This window comes from Aureispira sp. CCB-QB1 (genome assembly GCF_000724545.1).
GTDB lineage: Bacteria > Bacteroidota > Bacteroidia > Chitinophagales > Saprospiraceae > Aureispira.
In genome coordinates, this window is sequence record NZ_JHBV01000023.1 from 94,467 (window position 1) to 114,847 (window position 20,381).

Genomic DNA, 20,381 nt, shown 5'->3' on the forward strand with positions numbered 1-20,381 from the left:
GAGTTGTATCCTTTTAGTAATCAAGTTGATACGATTTTTTAATGGAGTAATGCTAGTTAATTAGATACTAACATTTGATAGTGTACTAAAATCATAAAAAAAATAGATATAGAAATGAAGTTAAGTAATGTATTAATTGTATGTATTTTTATTGCAATGGGGCTAATGGCTTGTGAAACGCCAAAAGAACCTACAATCAAAGATGTTTTTCCGAAACAGTTGGATTTATTACAACATGGTATTCCAATCAAAATTCAGGCTCCTGAAGATGCTAAAGTAACCAACCGTTCTGATAATTTTATGCAGGATGTTGTTATTGAGGGAACCGATTACTATGTGCAGATATACAGTCAAGGGGCAAGTTCTCCTCAATGTACAGCTATGGCAACGGAGGCTTTGGATGACATAAAAAAAACAAACCCCACTTTTCAAAAGACTATTTTGGAAGAGGATTGTGGCTTTATATATGAAGTACAAATACCTGGAGATAGTACCAAGTGTTTTAACTTTAACTATTTTGCAGTGAAAGGGAACAAGTCGTTTAGTTTTAGTACTACAACTGGGCGACGTCAGCCTTTTAGCAAAGAAGAAGTAGAGCACATATACCAAGCTGTAAAAGAGCAAGAGTAGGCAAAAGAAGTGATTTTACATTCAATAGTTAGCTACGCTGCTACTAACATTAATAAGCCCCTAAAATAACTTGATTGTTTTAGGGGCTTATTGTTTGATAGAGCCTAGTAGAGCCTAGTGATCGCATGGCGGCTTTTTTATACAAAGAGACAAAATGTTTTTTTATCCGAAAATAAAATTAGAACCCTTCTTTGTAGTTAGATATATATATGTATTGATGGTATTGTATTGATTGTTAGTTTTTTATGGCTTGGGTTTTGTCGTGAAAATCTTTAAATGGCGTAAAAAGTGTTTTTTAAGTGCCAAAGAAATGAAATATTTTTGTGGTAATCAAAAACTCTAAAATTATCAAATCCCTAAATGGATAAGCATTCATAAATTTAGAAGGTGTGCTTTTTCAATGTTTTTACCAACAATTATAAACTTAAAAATATTACTTATTATGAGATTAACCAATGCGTTATTGAGCCTATTCTTTTCATCTCTATTAATCTCTTGTGGAGGGGATACAGCCCCTAAAGATTTAGAATTGACCCAAGACGTTTCTCTTGAAAAATTTAATTTAACGGCTAAAATTCCTGGAGATTGGAAATTAGAAGAAGATCTTAATTACGAAGATGAGTTTCGTGGTTACATTATCAAAGGGAAAAAAGATCGTATTCGCATCGAAAAGTCAGAAACAGATTGCTTTACAGAAACTTCTGTAGATGAATTTGCCGACTATATGAAAAAAGAAAATAGCAATATTGATTCTAAAAATATTCCAGCAGGAAAAGGAAGAACACCTGACAAATTAACGCCTGTAGAGACGTTGAAGTATCCTAATGGTGCTTATGGAGTTGTTTATAAAAATGAATTTACGACAGAAGTAGATGGGAAGAATAAATTTGTGGAAGAAAGTGGTGCTTATACGTTTAGCTTCAAAGGCAAAGATGGGGTTTGTTTTAAGATAGAGAACACACATTACAATGATGAAGGAGAAACTCTTCCGACAGATTTGAAGATTATAGCTGCTTTAAAATAGATGTATAAGCGATTGTATCTATGATAAAGCCACCCTTTTTAGTTTAAAATTAGCGTTTTGTAAAATGAGACTAAATTGTGCCTTTGGAGCACTTTTTAGTCTTTTTTATTGGAATAACAGATTGTTTTGCCTTAGAAAGAACTAGCCGAGTTCGTCCACTAGCTCCATCCAACGCAACTCTTTTTCTTCCAAATTTTCGTTCAATTCATTCAGCTCTTTCGACAATTCAGTAATTTTTTCAGGAGTCAAATTAGTATCGTTAAATTGCGCTGTAATGTTCGCTTTTTGTTCTTCCAGTTTGCTTATTTGGCGCTCTAGGCGTTTGATTTCCTTACGTTCTTCTTGCGAAATTTTGCTAGCTGTTTTGACCGTAGGTTGTTCTGATGCCAGTTCTTTTTCTTCCGCTTTGGCTTCAATGGCTTCTTGTTTAGCTACTGCTCGATAAGCAGAATAATTACCAGGAAAATCACGAACCAAACCATCTCCTTCTAATACAAAGGTATGTTCAACAATTTTGTCCATAAAGTGACGATCATGCGATACAATTACAATACAACCAGGAAAGCTTTGTAAAAATTCTTCTAGTACTTGTAGCGTAATAATATCTAAATCATTGGTCGGCTCATCCAAAATCAAGAAGTTGGGATTTTGCATGATAATCGTTAACAAATAAAGCCGTCTGCGTTCACCACCACTTAATTTAGAGACATATGTTTGTTGTTTTTTAGAATCAAACAAAAAACGTTCACAAAGTTGTACCGCAGTCAACTTTTGCCCCTTATGCATGGGAATGAATTCTGCAATATTGCGGATGACATCAATAACTCGATGATCTTCTTTTAAGTTCATCCCGCTTTGAGTGTAATAGCCAATAACAATCGTATCTCCAATGACAATTTTCCCAGCATCAACTTTTTCTTTGCCAACAATCATATTGAGCAAAGTTGTTTTTCCTGCACCGTTTTTACCCACAATGCCAACACGATCTCCTTTTTTGAACTTATAATCAAATCCTTTGAGAATGACGTGCTCTCCATAACTTTTATGGATGTTGTGGAGCTCTATGATTTTGCTACCCAGACGAGTCATTTTGATGTCCAAAATAACTTCTTCATTATCCAAAGAGCGTTTGGCTTTCTTTTCAACCTCAAAAAACTTATCAATTCTTGCTTTTGCCTTTGTGCCTCTAGCCTTAGGCTGACGGCGCATCCAGTCGAGCTCCTTTCTGTATAGGTTTTTTGCTTTTTCGGTAGTAGCCGCAAAATTACTTTCACGGTCTGCTTTTTTTTCTAGATAATAGGAATAGTCTCCCGTATATTTGAAGATTTGTTGTTGATCTAATTCTAAAATTTGATTGCACACACTATCCAAAAAATACCGATCATGCGTCACCATAAATATAGTGTGTTTACCTTGTTTTAGATACTCTTCTAGCCATTCAATCATATCCAAATCCAAGTGGTTGGTCGGCTCATCTAAAATTAAGAACTCAGGAGCATCAATTAATACTTTTGCAAGAGCAACACGTTTTTTTTGTCCCCCAGAAAGCATTTTGATCTTACGATCCATGTAATCTACCTTTAGTTTGGATAGAATTTGCTTGATTTTAAACTCATAATCCCAAGCTTGCATTCTATCCATAGCGGACATAGCTTCTTGCATTGCCTCAATATCGCTGGGATTCAGGAGGCTTTTTTCATAAGCAAGAATAGCTTTCATGATGGGGTTAGGAGAATTGTAAACAGCTTGAAAAACAGTTGCTTCTAAGTCTAGATTAGGATCTTGACTCAAATAGCCAATAGATATTTTATGATGCAGCCATACCTTTCCAGAGCTAGCTTCCTCTTTTTTCATAATAATATCCATCAAAGATGTTTTTCCTGTTCCATTTTTGGCAATAAACGCCACTCGGTCACCTTGATTGATATAAAATGTAATATCCTCAAATAAAACTCGCTCTCCAAAAGATTTGGAAACTCCCTCTACGGTTAGGTAATTCATAATTATGTGTCTAATTGTTTGCGCTTCTCTGAGATAGAAATGGACAAACCATGATTGATAACGTGTTCTTAAAAGTAGTTGGCTAATACTTTATTTTGAACTTCAAGAAAACAAATATAAAACATATCTACCAATGCTTGTTTGTTTCTTCTCAAAAGTTTGGTTAAAGACTGAAATAATGGACTTTTGTGTAGCTTGGTAAATATTTCAATTTGAATAAAAAATAGTTAGCTGTGCTGCTAACTAAAAGCAAAGCGCTCACGAAGCTAATCAACGAACTATTCAATAAAAGTACTACAATCTTTCAACAACTAATGAAAGATATGGAATTCATTAGTATTAGTATTGTAACTTTATTGGTGATTTGTAATCAAAAAAATAATTAATGCTATTTTGTGCTGAAAGTATATGTTTTTTTAAGTTTTAGGAGTTGTTAATTAGGTGTTTATGTTGTTATTTTGTTTTTGGATATATTATTTTAGTCGAAAAAATGACTTTTATTGTATTCGTTAAATGTTAACTTTGTAATCGAATAATGAATGAAAATGCTTTGGAGGAGAGAAAATGATTGTTTATGCAATTATTTTTTAATCTTTCAAGCACAACTTTAAACAAAACGCAAAAAAAAGAACAATGAAATCAACAACCTTACTATTTAGCCTGTTTTTATGCTTAACCTTATTTGCTTGTGGTAGTTCTACAGATGGCGGAGATGCCAATACAACGACGACTCCTAAAGTAGAAGCATTGTCTTGTAGTGATTTAACCAGTCAATATGAAGAAAAAGAAGGCAAGGAAATTACGATTAAAGCCATTAGCTGGGGAACAAGCAATACAGCAACAGGGGATATATATCTAAATTTGGGAGATGAACCTTTGACTGGTATGAAACAGGCAAAAGTAGTCGCTGTTTTTCCTGCTGATAAAGAGGAAGAGGCTAAAAGTATAGCAAAAGATACCGAAGTAACCCTAACGGCAACTGTGGGAGAATCTAAATATGGAGCTATTTATTTAACAAACCCTATTGTAAAATAAGGTCTAAATGACTCCATTAGACAATCTACTGTTTTTAGTGGATGATTAATTCCCGCTATATGGGAAATAATTGATTAACAGAGTTTGAGTAGCCTTAACTTTTGTTGGGGCTACTTTTTTTTTTATAAAGATTTTTAGGGGAATTGGTTCTATCAAACTACTAAAGGGTGTAGACGTTGTAGCGTTCTAATCATTTTTTAACGAAAATCCCGAAAGTAATGAGAAGTAGAAGCCAAGAGAAAGATGTGTTGGATATATTAGGGCTTTTGTAAAGCTCTAATGTGTCCGTAAAAAAAATATTTGTTTTTAGTTTAGATATTATTGCGAACGAAACGATACCCAAGGTCAACCCTGTGCCATTGGATAGTCAGATTGTTTGTGGTAATATCTTTTTTATATTCGGTTGATCAAATAGTTCGTTGAAATTCAGAAGTAGCACCGTCGGAAACTACTAGTTGATACTACTGTGTGTGTAATGGAGTAATGTTTTTTTTGATAACCGAACTAAATATCTTTAGTATCGGGATCAAACCAAGTGTGGTAGACACTCAAAACTCCGAAGTATAATAGAGAAGCAACGGACCCAACTCTTGCAATGATAAGTGCTGTTGGTAAATTGTAATTCCATTCTATCAAAACCAGCAATGCAAAATTGCTTATTAAGAATACAACTGTATTTAAAATATTGAGCTTCATGAATTTTTTGGTTCGACTAGGGTAGAGGTACTTTATTGGTACAAAGTGTAAGATAGCAAAGATCAGTACCATGATAAAATTACCAATAGGAGGAAGATTAGTTACATAATAAAGATAAAATGCTACTAAATTCCACAACACAGGAAACCCAACGAAATACATATCTCTAGAGACCATGCCCTCCTTGCCATAATAAAGAGAAGAAATAATTAGAATAATGGCAGCAGCCCAAATTCTCAAAGCATCGGGAATCATATAAACACCTCCTTCCTCTACTGGAACGCCTTTTTGGGTAGCTTCATAAATAATAAAGGCAGGGATGATGGCATAGGTGGCAAAATCAATTACATAGTCCATTGTCTTGCCCGATACATCAGGTAAAACTTCTGTTACTTTAAAAATTCTTGCGAAGGTACCGTCGACACCATCAATAATAACCGTTGCAAAAAGCATGGCAAAAGCCATAAAAAAGTCGCCATTTGCAACAGAGACAATGCCCCAAAAACCTGCAACGATTCCCGATGCAGTAAATGCGTGAACGCCCCAAGCGGCAGCTTTTTGCCCCCAAGTATAACCTGTTTGTTGTTCCATTGGTATTAATTGTTTTAGGCGAGTAAAATACAAATATTTGGCAAAATGCGAATTAGAAATCTAGAATTACATTTTTTTGTTACTTTTATAGAATTAGTTGATCGTTGCCTAAATATAAGACATCCTACATCAATACCAATTCATTGACAACCCAATGAATTAAAATTAAAAACCAATGAAAATTCCAGTTAAAGCGTTTGTTCCCACTTTAGTCATGACAGGTTTTATGTCACTTGTTGGGCTGTATATTTACTTTTTTACAGATAAAGAAGTTTTTTGGGGAGGATTTATTTCTATGCTTTTTTTTTATGGCTTAGTTTTTTTTATGGGAAGCTATATTGCTTCGCAAAAAGGAGACAATAGCAATGAGGAAGAAGTAATGTTGGCGGGGCGTTCGATTCCTTTGTGGATTGCCATTTTTACCATGAGTGCTACATGGGTAGGAGGAGGTTACATCAATGGAACAGCAGAGGCGACTTATGGGAGTGGTTTGGTTTGGGTACAAGCTCCTTGGGGGTATGCGTTAAGTTTGATTATTGGTGGACTGTTTTTTGCTAAAAAAATGCGTCGATATCAATTTAAGACAATGCTAGATCCTTTGGCGCAACGATTTGGCGAAAAAACGGCTGCATTTTTCTTTTTACCTGCTTTGAGTGGAGAAATTTTTTGGACAGCAGCCATTTTATCCGCTTTAGGCTCTACTTTTGGAGTTGTTTTGGGACTGGATCTTGAAAGTTCTATTATACTTTCTGCAATGATCGCCATTGCCTATACTGCTTTAGGAGGGCTTTGGGCGGTTGCGCTGACAGACGTAATTCAGATGGTTTTGTTGTTGCTTGGTTTGTTTATAACCATTCCTTACGCACTAGATTATGTAGGGGGATGGGACACAGCTTGGGCCGCGTATCAAGTTAAATTTGGGGCAGCTGCTTCTTTGCTGCCATCGCACGAGGCTTTGGGGGCATATTACTGGAATTGGTGGGATTATGCACTGTTGTTGATGTTTGGAGGAATACCTTGGCAAGTATATTTTCAAAGAGTATTGTCTGCAAAAGATGAGAATACAGCAAGAAGTTTGTCTGTTTTGGCTGGAGTCGTTTGCTTAATTGCTGCTATTCCGCCTATTATGATAGGTGTGGTAGGCAATGTTGCAGACTGGTCAAGCTTGGGAGGAGTACCCGAAGATAGCTTGCAAATTTTGCCTAGTGTGATGAAGGCCATGACCCCTTCTTTGGTGGCAACAATTGGATTAGGGGCTGTTGCGGCAGCGGTTATGTCTTCTGCCGATTCTTCTATTTTGTCTTCTTCTTCTATGGCAAGTTGGAACGTATATCGTCCCATTTTAAATCCAGAAGTAACTTCCGAAAAGTTAGCGAAAGTTATTCAGTCTTGTATTTGGATTGTTGGAATTGCAGCAACGCTGATAGCGTTAAGGGTCGAGAGTATTTATGATTTGTGGTATTTGTGTAGTGACTTTGTATACTGTTTGCTATTTCCTGCTTTGGTTTGTGCTTTGTTCGATCCAAAAGCAAATAAATACGGTGCTTTAGCGGGGCTAATTGTTGCTTCCATCTTGCGATTTGGAGGGGGAGATGAAACATTAGGTATTCCTACCTTTATACCTTATCCTATTACTGATGCTTCGGTAGAAATTGTGGATGGGGTACGTACTTCTGTCTTATTTCCTTTTCGAACCTTGGCTATGTTATCGGGCTTGTTGAGTATCATCCTTGTTTCTAGATTAACACAAAAGCAAGCACCGCCGCAACCCTTAAAAATAGTAACTAGTCATGACAATGATTTTGATTTGAGCGAACATTTGTAATTTATAATTTGTTAGAACTAAATTCTGAACAATTACATCTCCTATTAAAGTTGGTCTTTATTAGTATAATACTCTGTTGCCTTTTTAGTTTTTATAAAACTCAAAGATACATGAAGTAAAAACATAAAAAATCAATAGAATAGTATTAATAGAGAATAATTGTTTGGTATGAATAATTATTATCCATAAATTAAACTTAAACCACAACTATGAGCGATTACAAAACGCTTGTTTTAGGCGCAACAACGAATCCTACCCGTTATGCTTATCTTGCAACACAACGACTGTTGGACAATAATATAGAGGTAATTCCTGTTGGAATTCGCAAAGGAGAAACTGCTGGGATACCTATTCAGAATGATCGACCAATCATAGAAGATGTACACACAATTACACTCTATTTAAATCCAACAGTACAAAAAGAATATTATGATTACATTCTACAACTAAAGCCTAAGCGAGTCATTTTTAATCCAGGAACAGAAAACACAGAATTGTACGGTCTTTTGAGACAAGAATTACCAGAAACTACAATAGAGGTAGCTTGCACTTTGGTTTTGCTTTCTATTGATAATTACAAAAGCTAAAAAATCGTAATTTATAGAAGTGATAAACTTATAGGTTGAATTAGAAAATTCATAAAAAAACACTATTTTTAAAACTTCATTGTCAGGAGATCAAAATGGATATTCTGCATTAAAAACCTATAGAAAAAATAATAAATATTATGGCAAAAATACTAATTATAGATGATGAACCAAGTATCCGAAGTGTCTTGAGAGATATTTTGGAAATGGAAAATTATGAAGTAGAAGAGGCGAAAGATGGTATTGATGCTTTGTCAAAGGTAAAGAAAACCAAGTTTGATGCAGCAATTTGTGATATCAAAATGCCAAAAATGGATGGGATGGAGTTATTGGAACGCATCAATATTCTAAGTCCTGACACGCCTGTTATTATGATTTCAGGACATGGCAATATAGAAACAGCTGTAGAGGCCGTTAAAAAAGGTGCCTTTGATTATATCTCGAAACCACCAGATTTAAATCGTTTGTTGATTACCATTCGAAATGCGCTCGATAAATCATCGTTGGTGCAAGAAACGAAGGTCTTGAAGAAAAAAATTAAGAAAAGCGGAGGAGTACAAACGATTATTGGAGAGTCGGAAGGAATTGATAAAATTAAAGCAACTATAGATCGTGTAGCTCCTACCGATGCCCGTGTTTTGGTGACAGGACCCAACGGAACGGGGAAAGAACTGGTTGCTCGTTGGATTCATGAAAAAAGTGAGCGTGCCCAAAACCAAATTGTTGAGGTGAATTGTGCTGCTATTCCTGCTGAATTGATTGAAAGTGAGTTGTTTGGTCATGAAAAAGGCTCGTTTACTTCTGCTCATAAACAGCGTATAGGAAAGTTTGAGCAAGCGCACGGTGGAACGCTTTTTCTAGACGAAATTGGGGATATGAGTCTTTCTGCCCAAGCTAAGGTATTACGCGCCTTGCAAGAGGGAAGAATTACTCGTGTAGGTGGTGACAAGGACATAAAGGTAGATGTGCGAGTTATTGCTGCAACGAACAAAGATTTGCGCAAGGAAATTGAAGCCAAACGTTTTAGAGAAGATTTATACCATCGTTTGGCGGTGATTATTATTCAAGTTCCTTCTTTGAATGATAGAAAAGCTGACATCCCTTTGTTGGTGGATCATTTTATTGAGTCTGTTTGCAATGAGTATGGTCGCCCGAAAAAAGAAGTTGAAGCTGGCGCAATTCAATTGTTGCAAGAAGTAGATTGGACTGGAAATATTAGAGAATTAAGAAATGTAATTGAGCGTTTAATTATTCTTAGCGAACAAAAAATTACTCGTGCAGATGTTGAAAGTTTTGTGTTGCCGACAATGAAACGCCATGACCAGTTAAAGGCGCTTTTTGACCGATTTGAAGATGAAGAAGCAGTACAAAAATTTGTTTCTGGAGAATACCAAAAGTATGCTAGTAATAAGGCAAAAGCTTAAAAGAAATATAAGGAAATAAAGCATTGAGCTATCTGTAGAAAATAGGTAGCTTTTTTTGTTTTGTTATTTTTTAAATATGTTAAGTTGTTGATAATGTTTTGTTTGTGGGGTGTTTTGTTTTTGAGTATTCTTTGTTTTTTTGTGTTTTTATGAACAATTTGTGACTCGAAATGTTACAATAGTATAAAATTCTTCGAAATAAAATACACACATTATAATCATGAAAAAATTACTTCAAGCAACCTTAATTATAACATCAATTATTGCTTTATGCTCGTTTACTACTCCAACAAAAATAGCCAATACAACTCCTGATAAGCATGTCTTTTTGCAAGAAGGAAGCAAAGCTCCTAATTTTGTGACCAAAGATGTTTTAGGAAATCAAATCAAACTGAACAAGGTTTTAAAAGATAAAAATGTTCTGATTACATTTTTGCGCCCAGCATGGTGTCCAATTTGCAATGCACGCACACATGAATTGATTAATTCTTATCAAGAAATGAAAGAAAAGGGAATCGAGGTTATTGCTATTTATCCTTCTTCTGAGGAAGAACTGCAAGGCTATGTAAAGGATATGAATATTCCATTTACAGTAATTGCGGACCCTGATGAGGAATTGTACAAATTGTATGGAGTAGAGCGCTCAGTGGCAAAATACAAGCGTACCTTGAAAGAAAAAAAGGCATTGGAAGCAATGAAGAAGGGACAGGATTTGTACAAAGAAAATGACAACAATTATGGAGGACTTAGAGAGGTTCAAGCTCCTATTATTCCTGCGGATTTTGTCATTAGCCAAGCCAAAGTAATTGAAACAGCACATTATGGCGATTTTATTGGCGACCATATTCCTGTCAACGATATTGAAGAAAACTTAACTTATGATTTTAATCTACTAGAAGATAACATTCGATTTTAATCACAATAAATTTAGTTTGTAAATGGTGCATGATTGAAAGGTCATGCACCATTTTTATTATAGGGATAATTGAAAATTATTTGAGGAAAGTTTATCTTGGATGACTTGAGTAGGTGATTTTTTTAAGGAAGAAGAAACGCTCATTTCCATGTTTATTATTAAGAGAAATTATTAGCCTATGCTTGATTTTTTTTGAGAAATGGCTATAATTATTTTGAGAAACTTAGAATTTTGTACTTGCGATCATCAGGTGGAACATTTAGTTTAGAGCTTATTCAGTTAATAAGTCAACTACGCTATGAAAATGTATATACTCACACTTTGTTTTTTAAGTTATAGTACGATTTGGGCACAAGATCAATTGCCTTTTGCTTATTCTGATAACCAACAGAGCGAAGCAGTTTTAGAAGTGACCAAACCAATTCAAACTGTATGGAACAATCATACAAAAGTAGCCGCCTCACAAACAGCAATCATTGCTTATCCGAATCCAACCAAGCAAAAAGTGACCCTCTTTATTGAAAAAGAATTTTCTTCGATACATTTAAAAGTTATAGATGGAAAAGGAAAAACGATGTTGATAGATTTAGAGGTAGAAGGAAAGTATTATACCTTTGATTGGTTGAATTTAGCAGTCGGAACGTATTATTTTTTGATAACCATAGATGGTCAAACGGAAGTACTCTCTATGGAGAAAAATTAGGCTGTTCCATATTCTCATGGAAATAACCGAATACTCAAGATTAAGATAATGTATAACTTCCAAATAATCAGAGTGAAATCCAAATAATAAAGCAGCGTTAAGGCTGTTTTATTTATATGGTTTTTCGTGTAGTTTCGTCGCACACATTAACACCTATAGAACGAGACTATGCCTAATTTAATTTACCTACTACTGGTACTATTGGGAGCAAGCCCCATAGTAGCCAATCCCATTGTTATTACAGAAATCCATCACAGCCCCAACATATTGGGAGGAGAATTTTTAGAACTACACAATAAAAGTCAATCTGCTGTTACCCTTTCTAAGTGGAAATTTACAAAAGGAATTGAGTACACTTTTCCTGAAGGAACAATTTTAGAAGGTGGAGCTTATTTGGTAGTTGCTAAACGTGTGAAAGTAATGCTTGATGAATACGAATTGGGAGAGCGCCAGCAAGTTTTAGGTCCTTTTAAGGGACGTTTGAAAGGAGAGGGAGAGTGTCTTGTTTTGAAAAATCATTTGGGAGAGGAAGTAGATCGAGTTAATTATAAAGACAAAGCAACATGGCCGTATTGCAAGAAAAAAGTAGCTTGTTCATTACAATTAATAAACCCAGCATTTGATAATCGGATTGGTCAGTATTGGGAAGTAGCTACGCCTAGCCCTACACGGCCGAACACTCCTGTGTTTACTCCCCATTTGTTACCAATTATTAAGCATGTGGATCAGCATCCTCAAGTGCCAAAATCCAACGAAGCAGTAACAATTGTTGCCAATGTTAGGAATGCCAAAGAAGTACAATTGTGGTATCAAGTTGTTGCCCCTGGATCGTATATCGCGTTGGAGGATTCTACGTATCAAACCAATTGGATGATGTTAACTATGTTGGATAATGGCAAGGAAGGGGATTTGGAAGCTAATGATCGAATCTATACCCTCAAAATGCCACCCAGTTTGCAACGACATCGCCATTTGATTCGGTATAAAATTATTGCAAAAGGAGATAGTATCAGTATTGCACCACGACAAAGCCACCCTCAACCTAATTTTGCCTATTTTGTCTATGATAAAGTACCTGCTTTTTGTGGATATAGTTTTGACTCTTTAAGGACATTACCTGTTTGTCACTTGATTGCCAAGTCTAATGATGTTCAATATTTGATTTATGAACACGAAGCTCGAACTTATAAAGCAACAGGAACGGTTGTTTATAATGGAGTCGTCTATGATCATGTAGGGTATCGAAGTCGAGGTTATAACAATCGACATAGTCGAAGAAAGCGGAATTTAAAGTTTAATTTCCATAATAATGCTAAAATAGAAGTTGTTAACAATCAAGGAAAAGCTTACACTACTCGGCGGAATAAATTGGTATTGTCTGGTGGTTGGTTGTTGGATAATCCTAATACACATGGTTTGTCTGAATCGGTTTTGTATCGGTTATTTCGTTTGCAAGGAACTAGTGCTAGCCATGCCGATTATTTGCATCTGAGAGTTGTGCAACATCAAGAAGAACAAGATAGTGTAGAAGGTGATTTTTGGGGGTTGTATCTGATGTTAGAAAATTACGATGGTGATTTTTTAAAAACACATGACTTGCCCAACGCCAATATTTATTCTTATAAGCCCTTTAAGGTAAGACATAAGTCTAATCAGAAGATTGGATTGCAGCAAAAAAAATATGTGGATTGGGATAGCAGTTGTTATCAACAGCATTCGATAGAATGGTGGAAAGAAAACTTGGATTGGGAAAACTATTTGGGGTTTTTGATTGGAAATGAGCTTATTGCTAATAAAGAGTCTGGTTATCGGAAACAGCATTGGTGGACAGAATATCGACATCCAGAAAAAGGTTGGCAATTTTTTCCTTGGGACGTTGACAAAACATGGACCAGTTCTAGAATTAAGAGCACTATTTCTTCTGGAATTTTTAAGGCTGTATTTGAGCATCAAGCACTAGAAATTGCTTATGAAAATGAATTGCGTTCTGTCTTGGATTTGTTGTTTAATGAAGAACAAATGTTCCAACTAATTGATGAACAAGCGGCTTTTATTTATCAACCTAGTTTGAACTATTCGTTTGTTGATTTGGATAAGTTGCGATGGGGGCATGAATATGAAGGGAGCTTTGAGAACCAGATCGGTCAACTTAAGCGTTTTGTTCAGCGAAGACGTAAATTCATACTTCAAGAGATACTTCACGATAGTATTCCTGATACACCTACCATTACTTACCATGGTAGTTCACAATATGAGGTTGATGCCTTGAAATTTAAGATAGGGAACATTGATAGAGAAACAATACAAGCCGTAGAATGGCGTATTGCAGAAGTTAATAAGAAAGATCAAAAATTACATTCGGAAACAGATCCTAAAATCTATGAAATTGTGACTAAATGGGAGGGGAAGTATAGAACACCTTTTGAGACTTTACTTTCACTTCCATTGGGAGCAGTTCAGCCTAAGCATCGATATAGAATTCGAGTTCGGGTGCAAGATACAATAGGGTATTGTAGTCATTGGTCGGAGCCCATCGAATTTATACCTCAAAAAATGCCAGATTACTATGGAACAGCCTTAGTTATTAACGAATTATTGTGGCAATCTAAAGATGGTTTGGAGTTTATAGAAATTCATAATCCTAGTACAACAACAATTCATTTGGCTCAGTTTGAATTTAAGGCAGGTATTCATTTTAAATTTTCTGATACCGCCCTCATTAAGGGAGGAGAATATTGTGTGTTGACGAATAATTCGAAATTGTTTAAATCAGAGTACGGGTTTGAAGCCAATGGTAGTTATCAAGGGAAGCTGTCTAACAAAGGAGAGCGATTGATGTTGTACAATGCTTTTGGTGAATTGGTTGATAGTGTGCATTATGTGACGTATTGGAATGGTAATACCCAAGAATGTACCTCTTTAGAACTGGTTTATACAACAGCAGACAATGCACTAGCAGCCAATTGGAATTGCTCTGTTAATGTTCAGGGAACACCAGGGCGAATTAATTCAGTTCTGAAAGAAACAAGCGATACGCTTCAGCGATTGTGGATAATGTTGAGTATTTTACTTTTGGGGGTAGGGGGATATAAGCTGAAAGAAAAAGTAATTCCTACGGTATAGTCGATAGAAAAATAAGGCACTACTTCTATTGGAGTGCCTTACTTAACGGATGTAGAATAACTAAACTAACAACAACCTCCTCCATCATAGAAGTAAGTAGATTCAGAAATGAAAATATCATCACGCTCCAAATCTAACAAGGCTTTAGCCGTTTTGTCACAAATAGCAATGGGTTGATTTTGTAATAAGGTATGCCCTTTTTGATCGTCAAAAAAGGCTTCGTTGCCGTAATAAATGGCGGTTTTCCCTGTAAATACACAAGGACCGTCAGCGGGCATAGGGTCTTTTATCGCACAAACCTCTACACTCTCGATGTAGATCAATTGATCTGTTGCATAGTGCTTGGGGTCTAAGATTCGATAGGGGCGCTTGGCGCGTATTTCGACGGTTCCAAATCCCACACTGGTAATCATATCAATATAAGATTGTAAAGGAATTGACCCACTTAGACACAGTGCTCGTAGTCGATCATCGTGGCGTAATTCTTCTGGCATATGCTGCTCGCAGGTTGGATCTGACATGACTAAACGTCCATGAGGCTTCAATGTACGATAGATTTCTTCTAAAGCCTTCTTAAGGTCATCTAGTTTGAAGATGTTGAACAGGCAATTTTGAGCAGCAACATCAATAGAAGCATCTTCTACGGGCAAATTTAGTGCATCTCCTTTTTTTAAATCAATGAATTCGGATTTGAACCACGGATTTAGCGTTTCAGCTTCTTTGAAGTTTTGACGGGAGGCTGTTAGCATTTCATCTACTACATCCACGCCAATAACACCAGAAGGTTGACGGTTAAAGTAGGCAAATTGGAGTAATTCCATCCCGCCACCAACACCAACATATAAAACTTTGGGATTATTAACCAAATCCCTTGGGTTGACGGTACTGCCACAACCATAGTTCATTTCCAACATAATTGAAGGAATTTCTAATCCAGGCAATTGCCAAATAGGTGTTGTCGTACAACAAAGCCCTACATCAGGTGTTTCTGCCGCCTGTTTATAGACATTTTTAGTAGTTTCTAAATAGTGTTTTTCCATAATTTGAAATTTATGAATCCTTGATGATAATTGAGAAAATAAAAATGTAGGGGACTTAGTTGTAATGTTGTAAAGCTAGTATAAAAAAAAGGCATCTCAAATTAGAAATGCCTTTTTCAATACCTTATTAATGTTAATAGTTGGCTATTTTTTGCTAATCATGGTTGGATTAGTGAACAACTATTTTTTTTGAAGGATTACTTAAGTGCCTCAATTTCTGCTTTTAGTGCTTCAATTTGAGCTTGTTGTTCTTGAGTTGCTTTGATTAAAACAGGGATTAACTGTTGGTAAGTCATACCCATACGTTCCAATTCTATTCTTGTGTATTCTTCTGGTTTTGCTTCATCCAAAATTTTGTTGTCGTGCGTTTTGACTGCTTCAGGAACCAAAACCAATGCTTCTTGAGCAATCAACCCTAATTTTCTATCTCCAAAAGGATCTTGTTTTAATACATAAGAGACAGGACGCATTTTTAGTACTTCTTCCAAGCCATAGCTTAACTCTTTGATGTCTTCCTTTTCTCTTAAATCAGAAATATTAACAAAATTATCAGCATAAACATCGTCCCATCCACGTACAGTTGTAGAAAAACCTAAATCTCTATTGATGTGTGTAGTCGGAGAGAAGGCATTGTTAATAGTCGTTTCTGAGGAGTTATCCAACAAATACTCTACCGAACCTATCCCAATCGCGGTTCCTGTAGCACCAATACCACGATCAAAGTCAGCAACATAATCAACAGTTGTTCCACCTACTGTAGTTCCATTGCCATTATCAGAAAAAGTAGAAGCCGTACCAAATCGAACTAAGTTCTCATCAGCATCTAACCAAAACATATTTGTTCTTGTGTCGGACTCCATACGAACATCAGCGTTGTTATTGCCTTGCTCATTAAATACAGAAGTACCATTACCATGAATGCGGTGATTCATAGCATTGTTTTCGTAAACATCAATGATTCCATCATCAGCAGAGTCAAAAATACGAACAAGTATATCGCCACCGTTTACAGCGCCATCTCTTAGATAGATGTCATCAGAGTGGTATGAGTTGCCTAAAACATTAAATGTACCAGCAGAGGTTGCTGTTCCAACAGATACTCTGTTCATGCCTGCATCTACAAAGAACATGTTGGCATTGCCATCCGATTCTATACGGAAATTTCTATCTAGCCCTTGCTCATTGAAGATGAATTGGCTGTTAGCATCTAAATCTACAGAAGTTACCCCGTTTTCTCGAATGATAAAACGACCATCATTGCCATCGTCAATTAGTTGAGCAAGGATAGTACCTCCTGTATTTTCGTCTCGCCAGTAAACATCTCCACCGAATGCTGTGTTTCCATCATCAAAAGCAGAAAAGTGATTGATGCCATTGTCTTGAATGTGAAAATCTCCAGTATTGGATAAATTAAATACGAATTGACTGTTAGGATTAGTAATGGTTGTGTTTTCAACTAATGTACCTCCCAAGCGAATTCGATCGGCACCAGCATTAACATAAAGACCGTTGTCAGCAGCAGCAGTTAGAGTAACTGTTCCTGTCGTTCCACCTCCGACAATCCCTGCACCAGCATTAACAGCAGTAATATCCCCATTAGCAGGAATAGCTTGAGTCGCCAAATCTCCATTGGCATTGGCAATAACCATGCGATTGCCTGTTCCTGCCAATGTTGAAACTCTGGTTACACCAACGACATGTAATTTTTGAGCAGGTGTGCCTGTTCCAATACCAACTCTATTAGTTCCTGCATCTGAGAAAAAGTTATTTGCATCTCCATCCGATTCAATTCTAAGGTTGCGGTCTAAGCCTTGTTCGTTGAAGATAAATTGGCTATTAGCATCTAAGTCTACTGATGTAGCTCCATTTTCTCGGATGATAAAACGACCATCGTTACCATCATCAAACAAGTTTGCTAATAGTGTACCACCAGTATTGCCATCTCTCCATTCAACGTCCCCACCAAATCTAGATGTGCCATTATCTAAGACTGTAAACTTGTTAACGCCATTGTCTTGAATATTAAAATCACCAGTATTGTTAAGGTTAAAATTCATAGCAAATGTGTTGGCAGAAACGGTTGTATTTTCGATAAGCGTACCTCCTAAGTGTATAAAGTTGCCTACATTTCGCAAACCATTTCGACCAGATTCATTTAAAGAGGCTAAATTAACGGTTCTCGTACCACCGCCATCGGTAATGTTCAAATTGGTGCCAGAAAGCGAAGCACCGGTATTGTATTCGTTACCAACTACAAAGTCGGCATCATTGACCAAAGAGGCTAAATTAACGGTTCTCGTACCACCGCCATCGGTAATGTTCAGATTGGTGCCAGAAAGCGAAGCACCAGTATTGTATTCGTTACCAACTACAAAGTCGGCATCGTTGACCAAAGAGGCTAAATTAACGGTTCTCGTACCACCGCCATCGGTAATGTTCAGATTGGTACCAGAAAGCGAAGCACCGGTATTGTATTCGTTACCAATCACAAAGTCGGCATCGTTGACCAAAGAGGCTAAATTAACGGTTCTCGTACCACCACCATCGGTAATGTTCAGATTGGTGCCAGAAAGCGAAGCGCCAGTATTGTATTCGTTACCAATCACAAAGTCGGCATCGTTAACAAGAGCGGATAAATCAACTGAAGTAGAAGCTCCATCTTCAATATTGATGGTTAAGTTGGTGCCTGTAAGAGTGGCACTTGTTAAGTTTTGGTTATCTGTTCCAGCGCTAGTTGATAATCGAGTCCATTGAGTACCTGCCCAATAATAAAACCCTTCTCCACCACCGCCAATTGTAGTTGCATTGGTATTCCATACTAAGAGACCTGTTGCTGGAGTAGTGACGGGGGCTGGTGAGTTGATATTGCCAATTGAAATTTGGGGGATTAATACGCCTCGGTTGGCGTCTGTAATGTGCAGTTTTGCACTTGTGTGTGGGGTGTTTGTTCCGATACCTACATTTTGGGCATTTAGACCTAGGCTTGCGCTAGCTACCAATGCAGGTATTGCAAGAAGCTTGTAAAAGTTGTTCATTTGGAGAGTGATTTAAAATATAATAATGGTTTATTTAATATTTAAGGGGAATGATTAAAAATTTAGTTTTACCGAGTAAATATAAAGAAAAAAAAATTAAAAACAAGCTATGTTTAAAAGAAATGAATTGGTTTCTTTTGTTAAGTATTTGTAAATCAATTTATTGTTTGATTGTTTGAGAGGGGGAGATATTTTATGTTCGAAAAAGAAGTACATAAAATAAATAGCAATTCTTTTTTGCTGAAGGAGGGAGAAAGTAGTTTTATGAATTTTGTTTTGAGATATGTTATTTTTTATTCAATTGTAGTTGAATGTTATAGTTTGTTTTTTTTGTTTATCTATTTACTTAAATTATAAATAGAAATATGTGTTCTTCTAGAGCTACTATCTAGGAGCCTTCTCAATAATTGTAGTTTAAGTAAACAACTTTGGAGTAGTGAAGTTGGGAGAGTTGGTTTATTGTTTATCGTACTTTTCTTCCTTTCCACTCGTATCGTTTGATAATATTTCCTAGTAAGCCGACTACTGAAATATACCACCAATGAAAAAACAAAGAGGGAATAAACGCTCGCATTAGTTTGGGCCGATCAAAGAAAGAAGTCATCATTCCTAGAAAAAAGAAGTCTGCAAAACCTTTGGCGATAAATTTGAAAACAAACCAAAACAGGAATAAATAATTGAAAGGAGTTAGCAAAAGATCAACAATCATACTAAGGCATAAAATCCAAACAATGGCAAGGATAACTATTGTCTGCCAATTGGTATACGCACCAGATTTGGAAGCCCAACGGATGCGTTGTTGAAGAAAGGTTTTGACAGTTGGTTTGGCATAGGTCAAGGTTTGTGCTTGCTTGTTTTTGAGATAAGCAATTTGATTCGGGTATTGTGCCGCAATTTTTTGCATCAATAGCATATCATCTCCTGAAGCTAAATGGTCAATTCCTTCAAACCCATTAACAGCATCAAAAGCAGTTCTTTCATAAGCCAAATTTGCACCATTGCATAAGTTCATAAATCGCCCTTTTATGCCTGCTCCCGAAACAGCCATCATTCCCATAAAATCTAATGTTTGAAATAACTCAAAGATTGAGTTTTCTCGATGAAAAGAAACAGGGGCAGCAATTAGCTTGGATGGATATTCTTGGTAATAACTAACGATATATTTGAGCCAGTCTGTACCCATGCTACAGTCTGCATCTGTAGTCACTATCAAGTCTCCTTTAGAATGCTGAATAGCGAATTGAATGGCTTGCTTTTTTCCTCTTTGGTTCGGTGGTAAGTTTAGTAGGTGGATATTTTTATGATGAAATGAATGGACAATATCAGCAGTTTGATCTTCGGAGTGGTCATTGACAATCCAAATATCTAATAATTCAGAAGGGTAGGACTGGGCTAAAATGGCTTCTAAGCATTGTTGAATATTATCCGCTTCGTTTCTTGCTGCAATAATAACACTAACAGTTGTTCGAAAGGAATAATTAGAGGGGATTTCCCACTCTTCTATCAAATTCCAATAAAATATGTATAATAAAATTATTACTAAGTAGCATAAAATGAGGAAGATGGATAAAGTGGAGTAGAATATAAGCATGGAAAGGAATGACAAATTTTTGGTAAAAAATTAGGTAAAAATTGACAAAAGTACTACTTTGAGAGAGCAGACAAGTAGGGTTGTGTTGTTAAATGTATGATGGAAGTTCATTGAAATAAAAGACAAAAATTTTAAACAAATGCCATTGATACTTAAGTTT

General features: G+C 36.2%; 14 protein-coding genes. 9 read left to right on the forward strand and 5 right to left on the reverse strand.

From position 1 onward, the window contains the following. The first annotated feature begins 114 nt into the window (after window positions 1-114). Window positions 115-630 carry a hypothetical protein gene (locus tag CG11_RS11190; RefSeq protein WP_052596188.1) on the forward strand — a complete coding sequence of 172 codons (516 nt, stop codon included), beginning with the start codon at window positions 115-117 and terminating at the stop codon, window positions 628-630. A 442-nt stretch (window positions 631-1,072) separates the two neighbouring features. Then, entirely contained in the window at window positions 1,073-1,654 is a 582-nt protein-coding gene (locus CG11_RS11195) for a hypothetical protein (RefSeq protein ID WP_052596190.1), read from the forward strand. A 141-nt stretch (window positions 1,655-1,795) separates the two neighbouring features. On the opposite strand, the gene CG11_RS11200 is transcribed toward CG11_RS11195, so the two are convergent. Next, entirely contained in the window at window positions 1,796-3,655 is a 1,860-nt protein-coding gene (locus CG11_RS11200; RefSeq protein WP_052596193.1) for an ABC-F family ATP-binding cassette domain-containing protein, read from the reverse strand. Window positions 3,656-4,288: 633 nt separating this feature from the next. Here CG11_RS11200 and CG11_RS11205 point away from each other — a divergent pair. Then, a complete protein-coding gene (locus tag CG11_RS11205) occupies window positions 4,289-4,690 on the forward strand; it encodes a hypothetical protein (RefSeq protein ID WP_052596195.1) in 402 nt (133 codons plus the stop codon). A 504-nt stretch (window positions 4,691-5,194) separates the two neighbouring features. Here CG11_RS11205 and CG11_RS11210 read toward each other — a convergent pair. Next, window positions 5,195-5,977 carry a phosphatidylcholine/phosphatidylserine synthase gene (locus CG11_RS11210; protein ID WP_052596197.1) on the reverse strand — a complete coding sequence of 261 codons (783 nt, stop codon included), beginning with the start codon at window positions 5,975-5,977 and terminating at the stop codon, window positions 5,195-5,197. Between the two features lie 175 nt (window positions 5,978-6,152). On the opposite strand from CG11_RS11210, the gene CG11_RS11215 reads away from it, so the two are divergent. From CG11_RS11215 to CG11_RS11240, 6 genes are all read left to right on the forward strand, one after another. Continuing rightward, window positions 6,153-7,802, forward strand: coding sequence for a sodium:solute symporter family protein (locus CG11_RS11215; protein WP_052596199.1), 1,650 nt, complete (start codon window positions 6,153-6,155; stop codon window positions 7,800-7,802). A 209-nt stretch (window positions 7,803-8,011) separates the two neighbouring features. Next, the gene (locus tag CG11_RS11220; protein ID WP_052596201.1) at window positions 8,012-8,389 is read left to right on the forward strand and encodes a CoA-binding protein; all 378 of its coding nucleotides are present in this window, start codon (window positions 8,012-8,014) and stop codon (window positions 8,387-8,389) included. Window positions 8,390-8,529: 140 nt separating this feature from the next. After that, on the forward strand, window positions 8,530-9,813 hold the full coding sequence (locus CG11_RS11225) for a sigma-54 dependent transcriptional regulator (RefSeq protein WP_052596203.1): 1,284 nt from the start codon (window positions 8,530-8,532) through the stop codon (window positions 9,811-9,813). A gap of 220 nt (window positions 9,814-10,033) precedes the next feature. Further along, a complete protein-coding gene (locus CG11_RS11230) occupies window positions 10,034-10,729 on the forward strand; it encodes a peroxiredoxin-like family protein (RefSeq protein ID WP_052596205.1) in 696 nt (231 codons plus the stop codon). A gap of 298 nt (window positions 10,730-11,027) precedes the next feature. Next, on the forward strand, window positions 11,028-11,432 hold the full coding sequence (locus tag CG11_RS11235) for a T9SS type A sorting domain-containing protein (RefSeq protein ID WP_156039747.1): 405 nt from the start codon (window positions 11,028-11,030) through the stop codon (window positions 11,430-11,432). 168 nt (window positions 11,433-11,600) lie between these two features. Continuing rightward, a complete protein-coding gene (locus tag CG11_RS11240; RefSeq protein WP_052596208.1) occupies window positions 11,601-14,555 on the forward strand; it encodes a lamin tail domain-containing protein in 2,955 nt (984 codons plus the stop codon). 65 nt (window positions 14,556-14,620) lie between these two features. Here the strand turns inward: CG11_RS11240 and arsM are convergent, their stop codons facing one another. The 3 genes from arsM to CG11_RS11255 form a co-directional block, all read right to left on the reverse strand. Then, window positions 14,621-15,595 carry an arsenosugar biosynthesis arsenite methyltransferase ArsM gene (gene arsM, locus CG11_RS11245; protein ID WP_052596210.1) on the reverse strand — a complete coding sequence of 325 codons (975 nt, stop codon included), beginning with the start codon at window positions 15,593-15,595 and terminating at the stop codon, window positions 14,621-14,623. A 197-nt stretch (window positions 15,596-15,792) separates the two neighbouring features. Next, the gene (locus tag CG11_RS11250; RefSeq protein ID WP_052596212.1) at window positions 15,793-18,630 is read right to left on the reverse strand and encodes a tail fiber domain-containing protein; all 2,838 of its coding nucleotides are present in this window, start codon (window positions 18,628-18,630) and stop codon (window positions 15,793-15,795) included. 463 nt (window positions 18,631-19,093) lie between these two features. Further along, window positions 19,094-20,137: a glycosyltransferase gene (locus CG11_RS11255; protein WP_052596214.1), complete on the reverse strand. Its 1,044-nt coding sequence runs from the start codon at window positions 20,135-20,137 to the stop codon at window positions 19,094-19,096. Window positions 20,138-20,381 lie beyond the last annotated feature (244 nt).

What these genes read in the sequence shown, in the direction of transcription:
- CG11_RS11210 (WP_052596197.1), bottom strand. Translation starts at nt 5,977, where the DNA reads ATGGAACAACAAACAGGTTATACTTGGGGGCAAAAAGCTGCCGCTTGG.
- arsM (WP_052596210.1), bottom strand. Translation starts at nt 15,595, where the DNA reads ATGGAAAAACACTATTTAGAAACTACTAAAAATGTCTATAAACAGGCG.
- CG11_RS11240 (WP_052596208.1), top strand. Translation starts at nt 11,601, where the DNA reads ATGCCTAATTTAATTTACCTACTACTGGTACTATTGGGAGCAAGCCCC.
- CG11_RS11250 (WP_052596212.1), bottom strand. Translation starts at nt 18,630, where the DNA reads ATGAACAACTTTTACAAGCTTCTTGCAATACCTGCATTGGTAGCTAGC.
- CG11_RS11220 (WP_052596201.1), top strand. Translation starts at nt 8,012, where the DNA reads ATGAGCGATTACAAAACGCTTGTTTTAGGCGCAACAACGAATCCTACC.
- CG11_RS11225 (WP_052596203.1), top strand. Translation starts at nt 8,530, where the DNA reads ATGGCAAAAATACTAATTATAGATGATGAACCAAGTATCCGAAGTGTC.
- CG11_RS11190 (WP_052596188.1), top strand. Translation starts at nt 115, where the DNA reads ATGAAGTTAAGTAATGTATTAATTGTATGTATTTTTATTGCAATGGGG.
- CG11_RS11195 (WP_052596190.1), top strand. Translation starts at nt 1,073, where the DNA reads ATGAGATTAACCAATGCGTTATTGAGCCTATTCTTTTCATCTCTATTA.
- CG11_RS11230 (WP_052596205.1), top strand. Translation starts at nt 10,034, where the DNA reads ATGAAAAAATTACTTCAAGCAACCTTAATTATAACATCAATTATTGCT.
- CG11_RS11205 (WP_052596195.1), top strand. Translation starts at nt 4,289, where the DNA reads ATGAAATCAACAACCTTACTATTTAGCCTGTTTTTATGCTTAACCTTA.
- CG11_RS11215 (WP_052596199.1), top strand. Translation starts at nt 6,153, where the DNA reads ATGAAAATTCCAGTTAAAGCGTTTGTTCCCACTTTAGTCATGACAGGT.
- CG11_RS11235 (WP_156039747.1), top strand. Translation starts at nt 11,028, where the DNA reads ATGAAAATGTATATACTCACACTTTGTTTTTTAAGTTATAGTACGATT.
- CG11_RS11200 (WP_052596193.1), bottom strand. Translation starts at nt 3,655, where the DNA reads ATGAATTACCTAACCGTAGAGGGAGTTTCCAAATCTTTTGGAGAGCGA.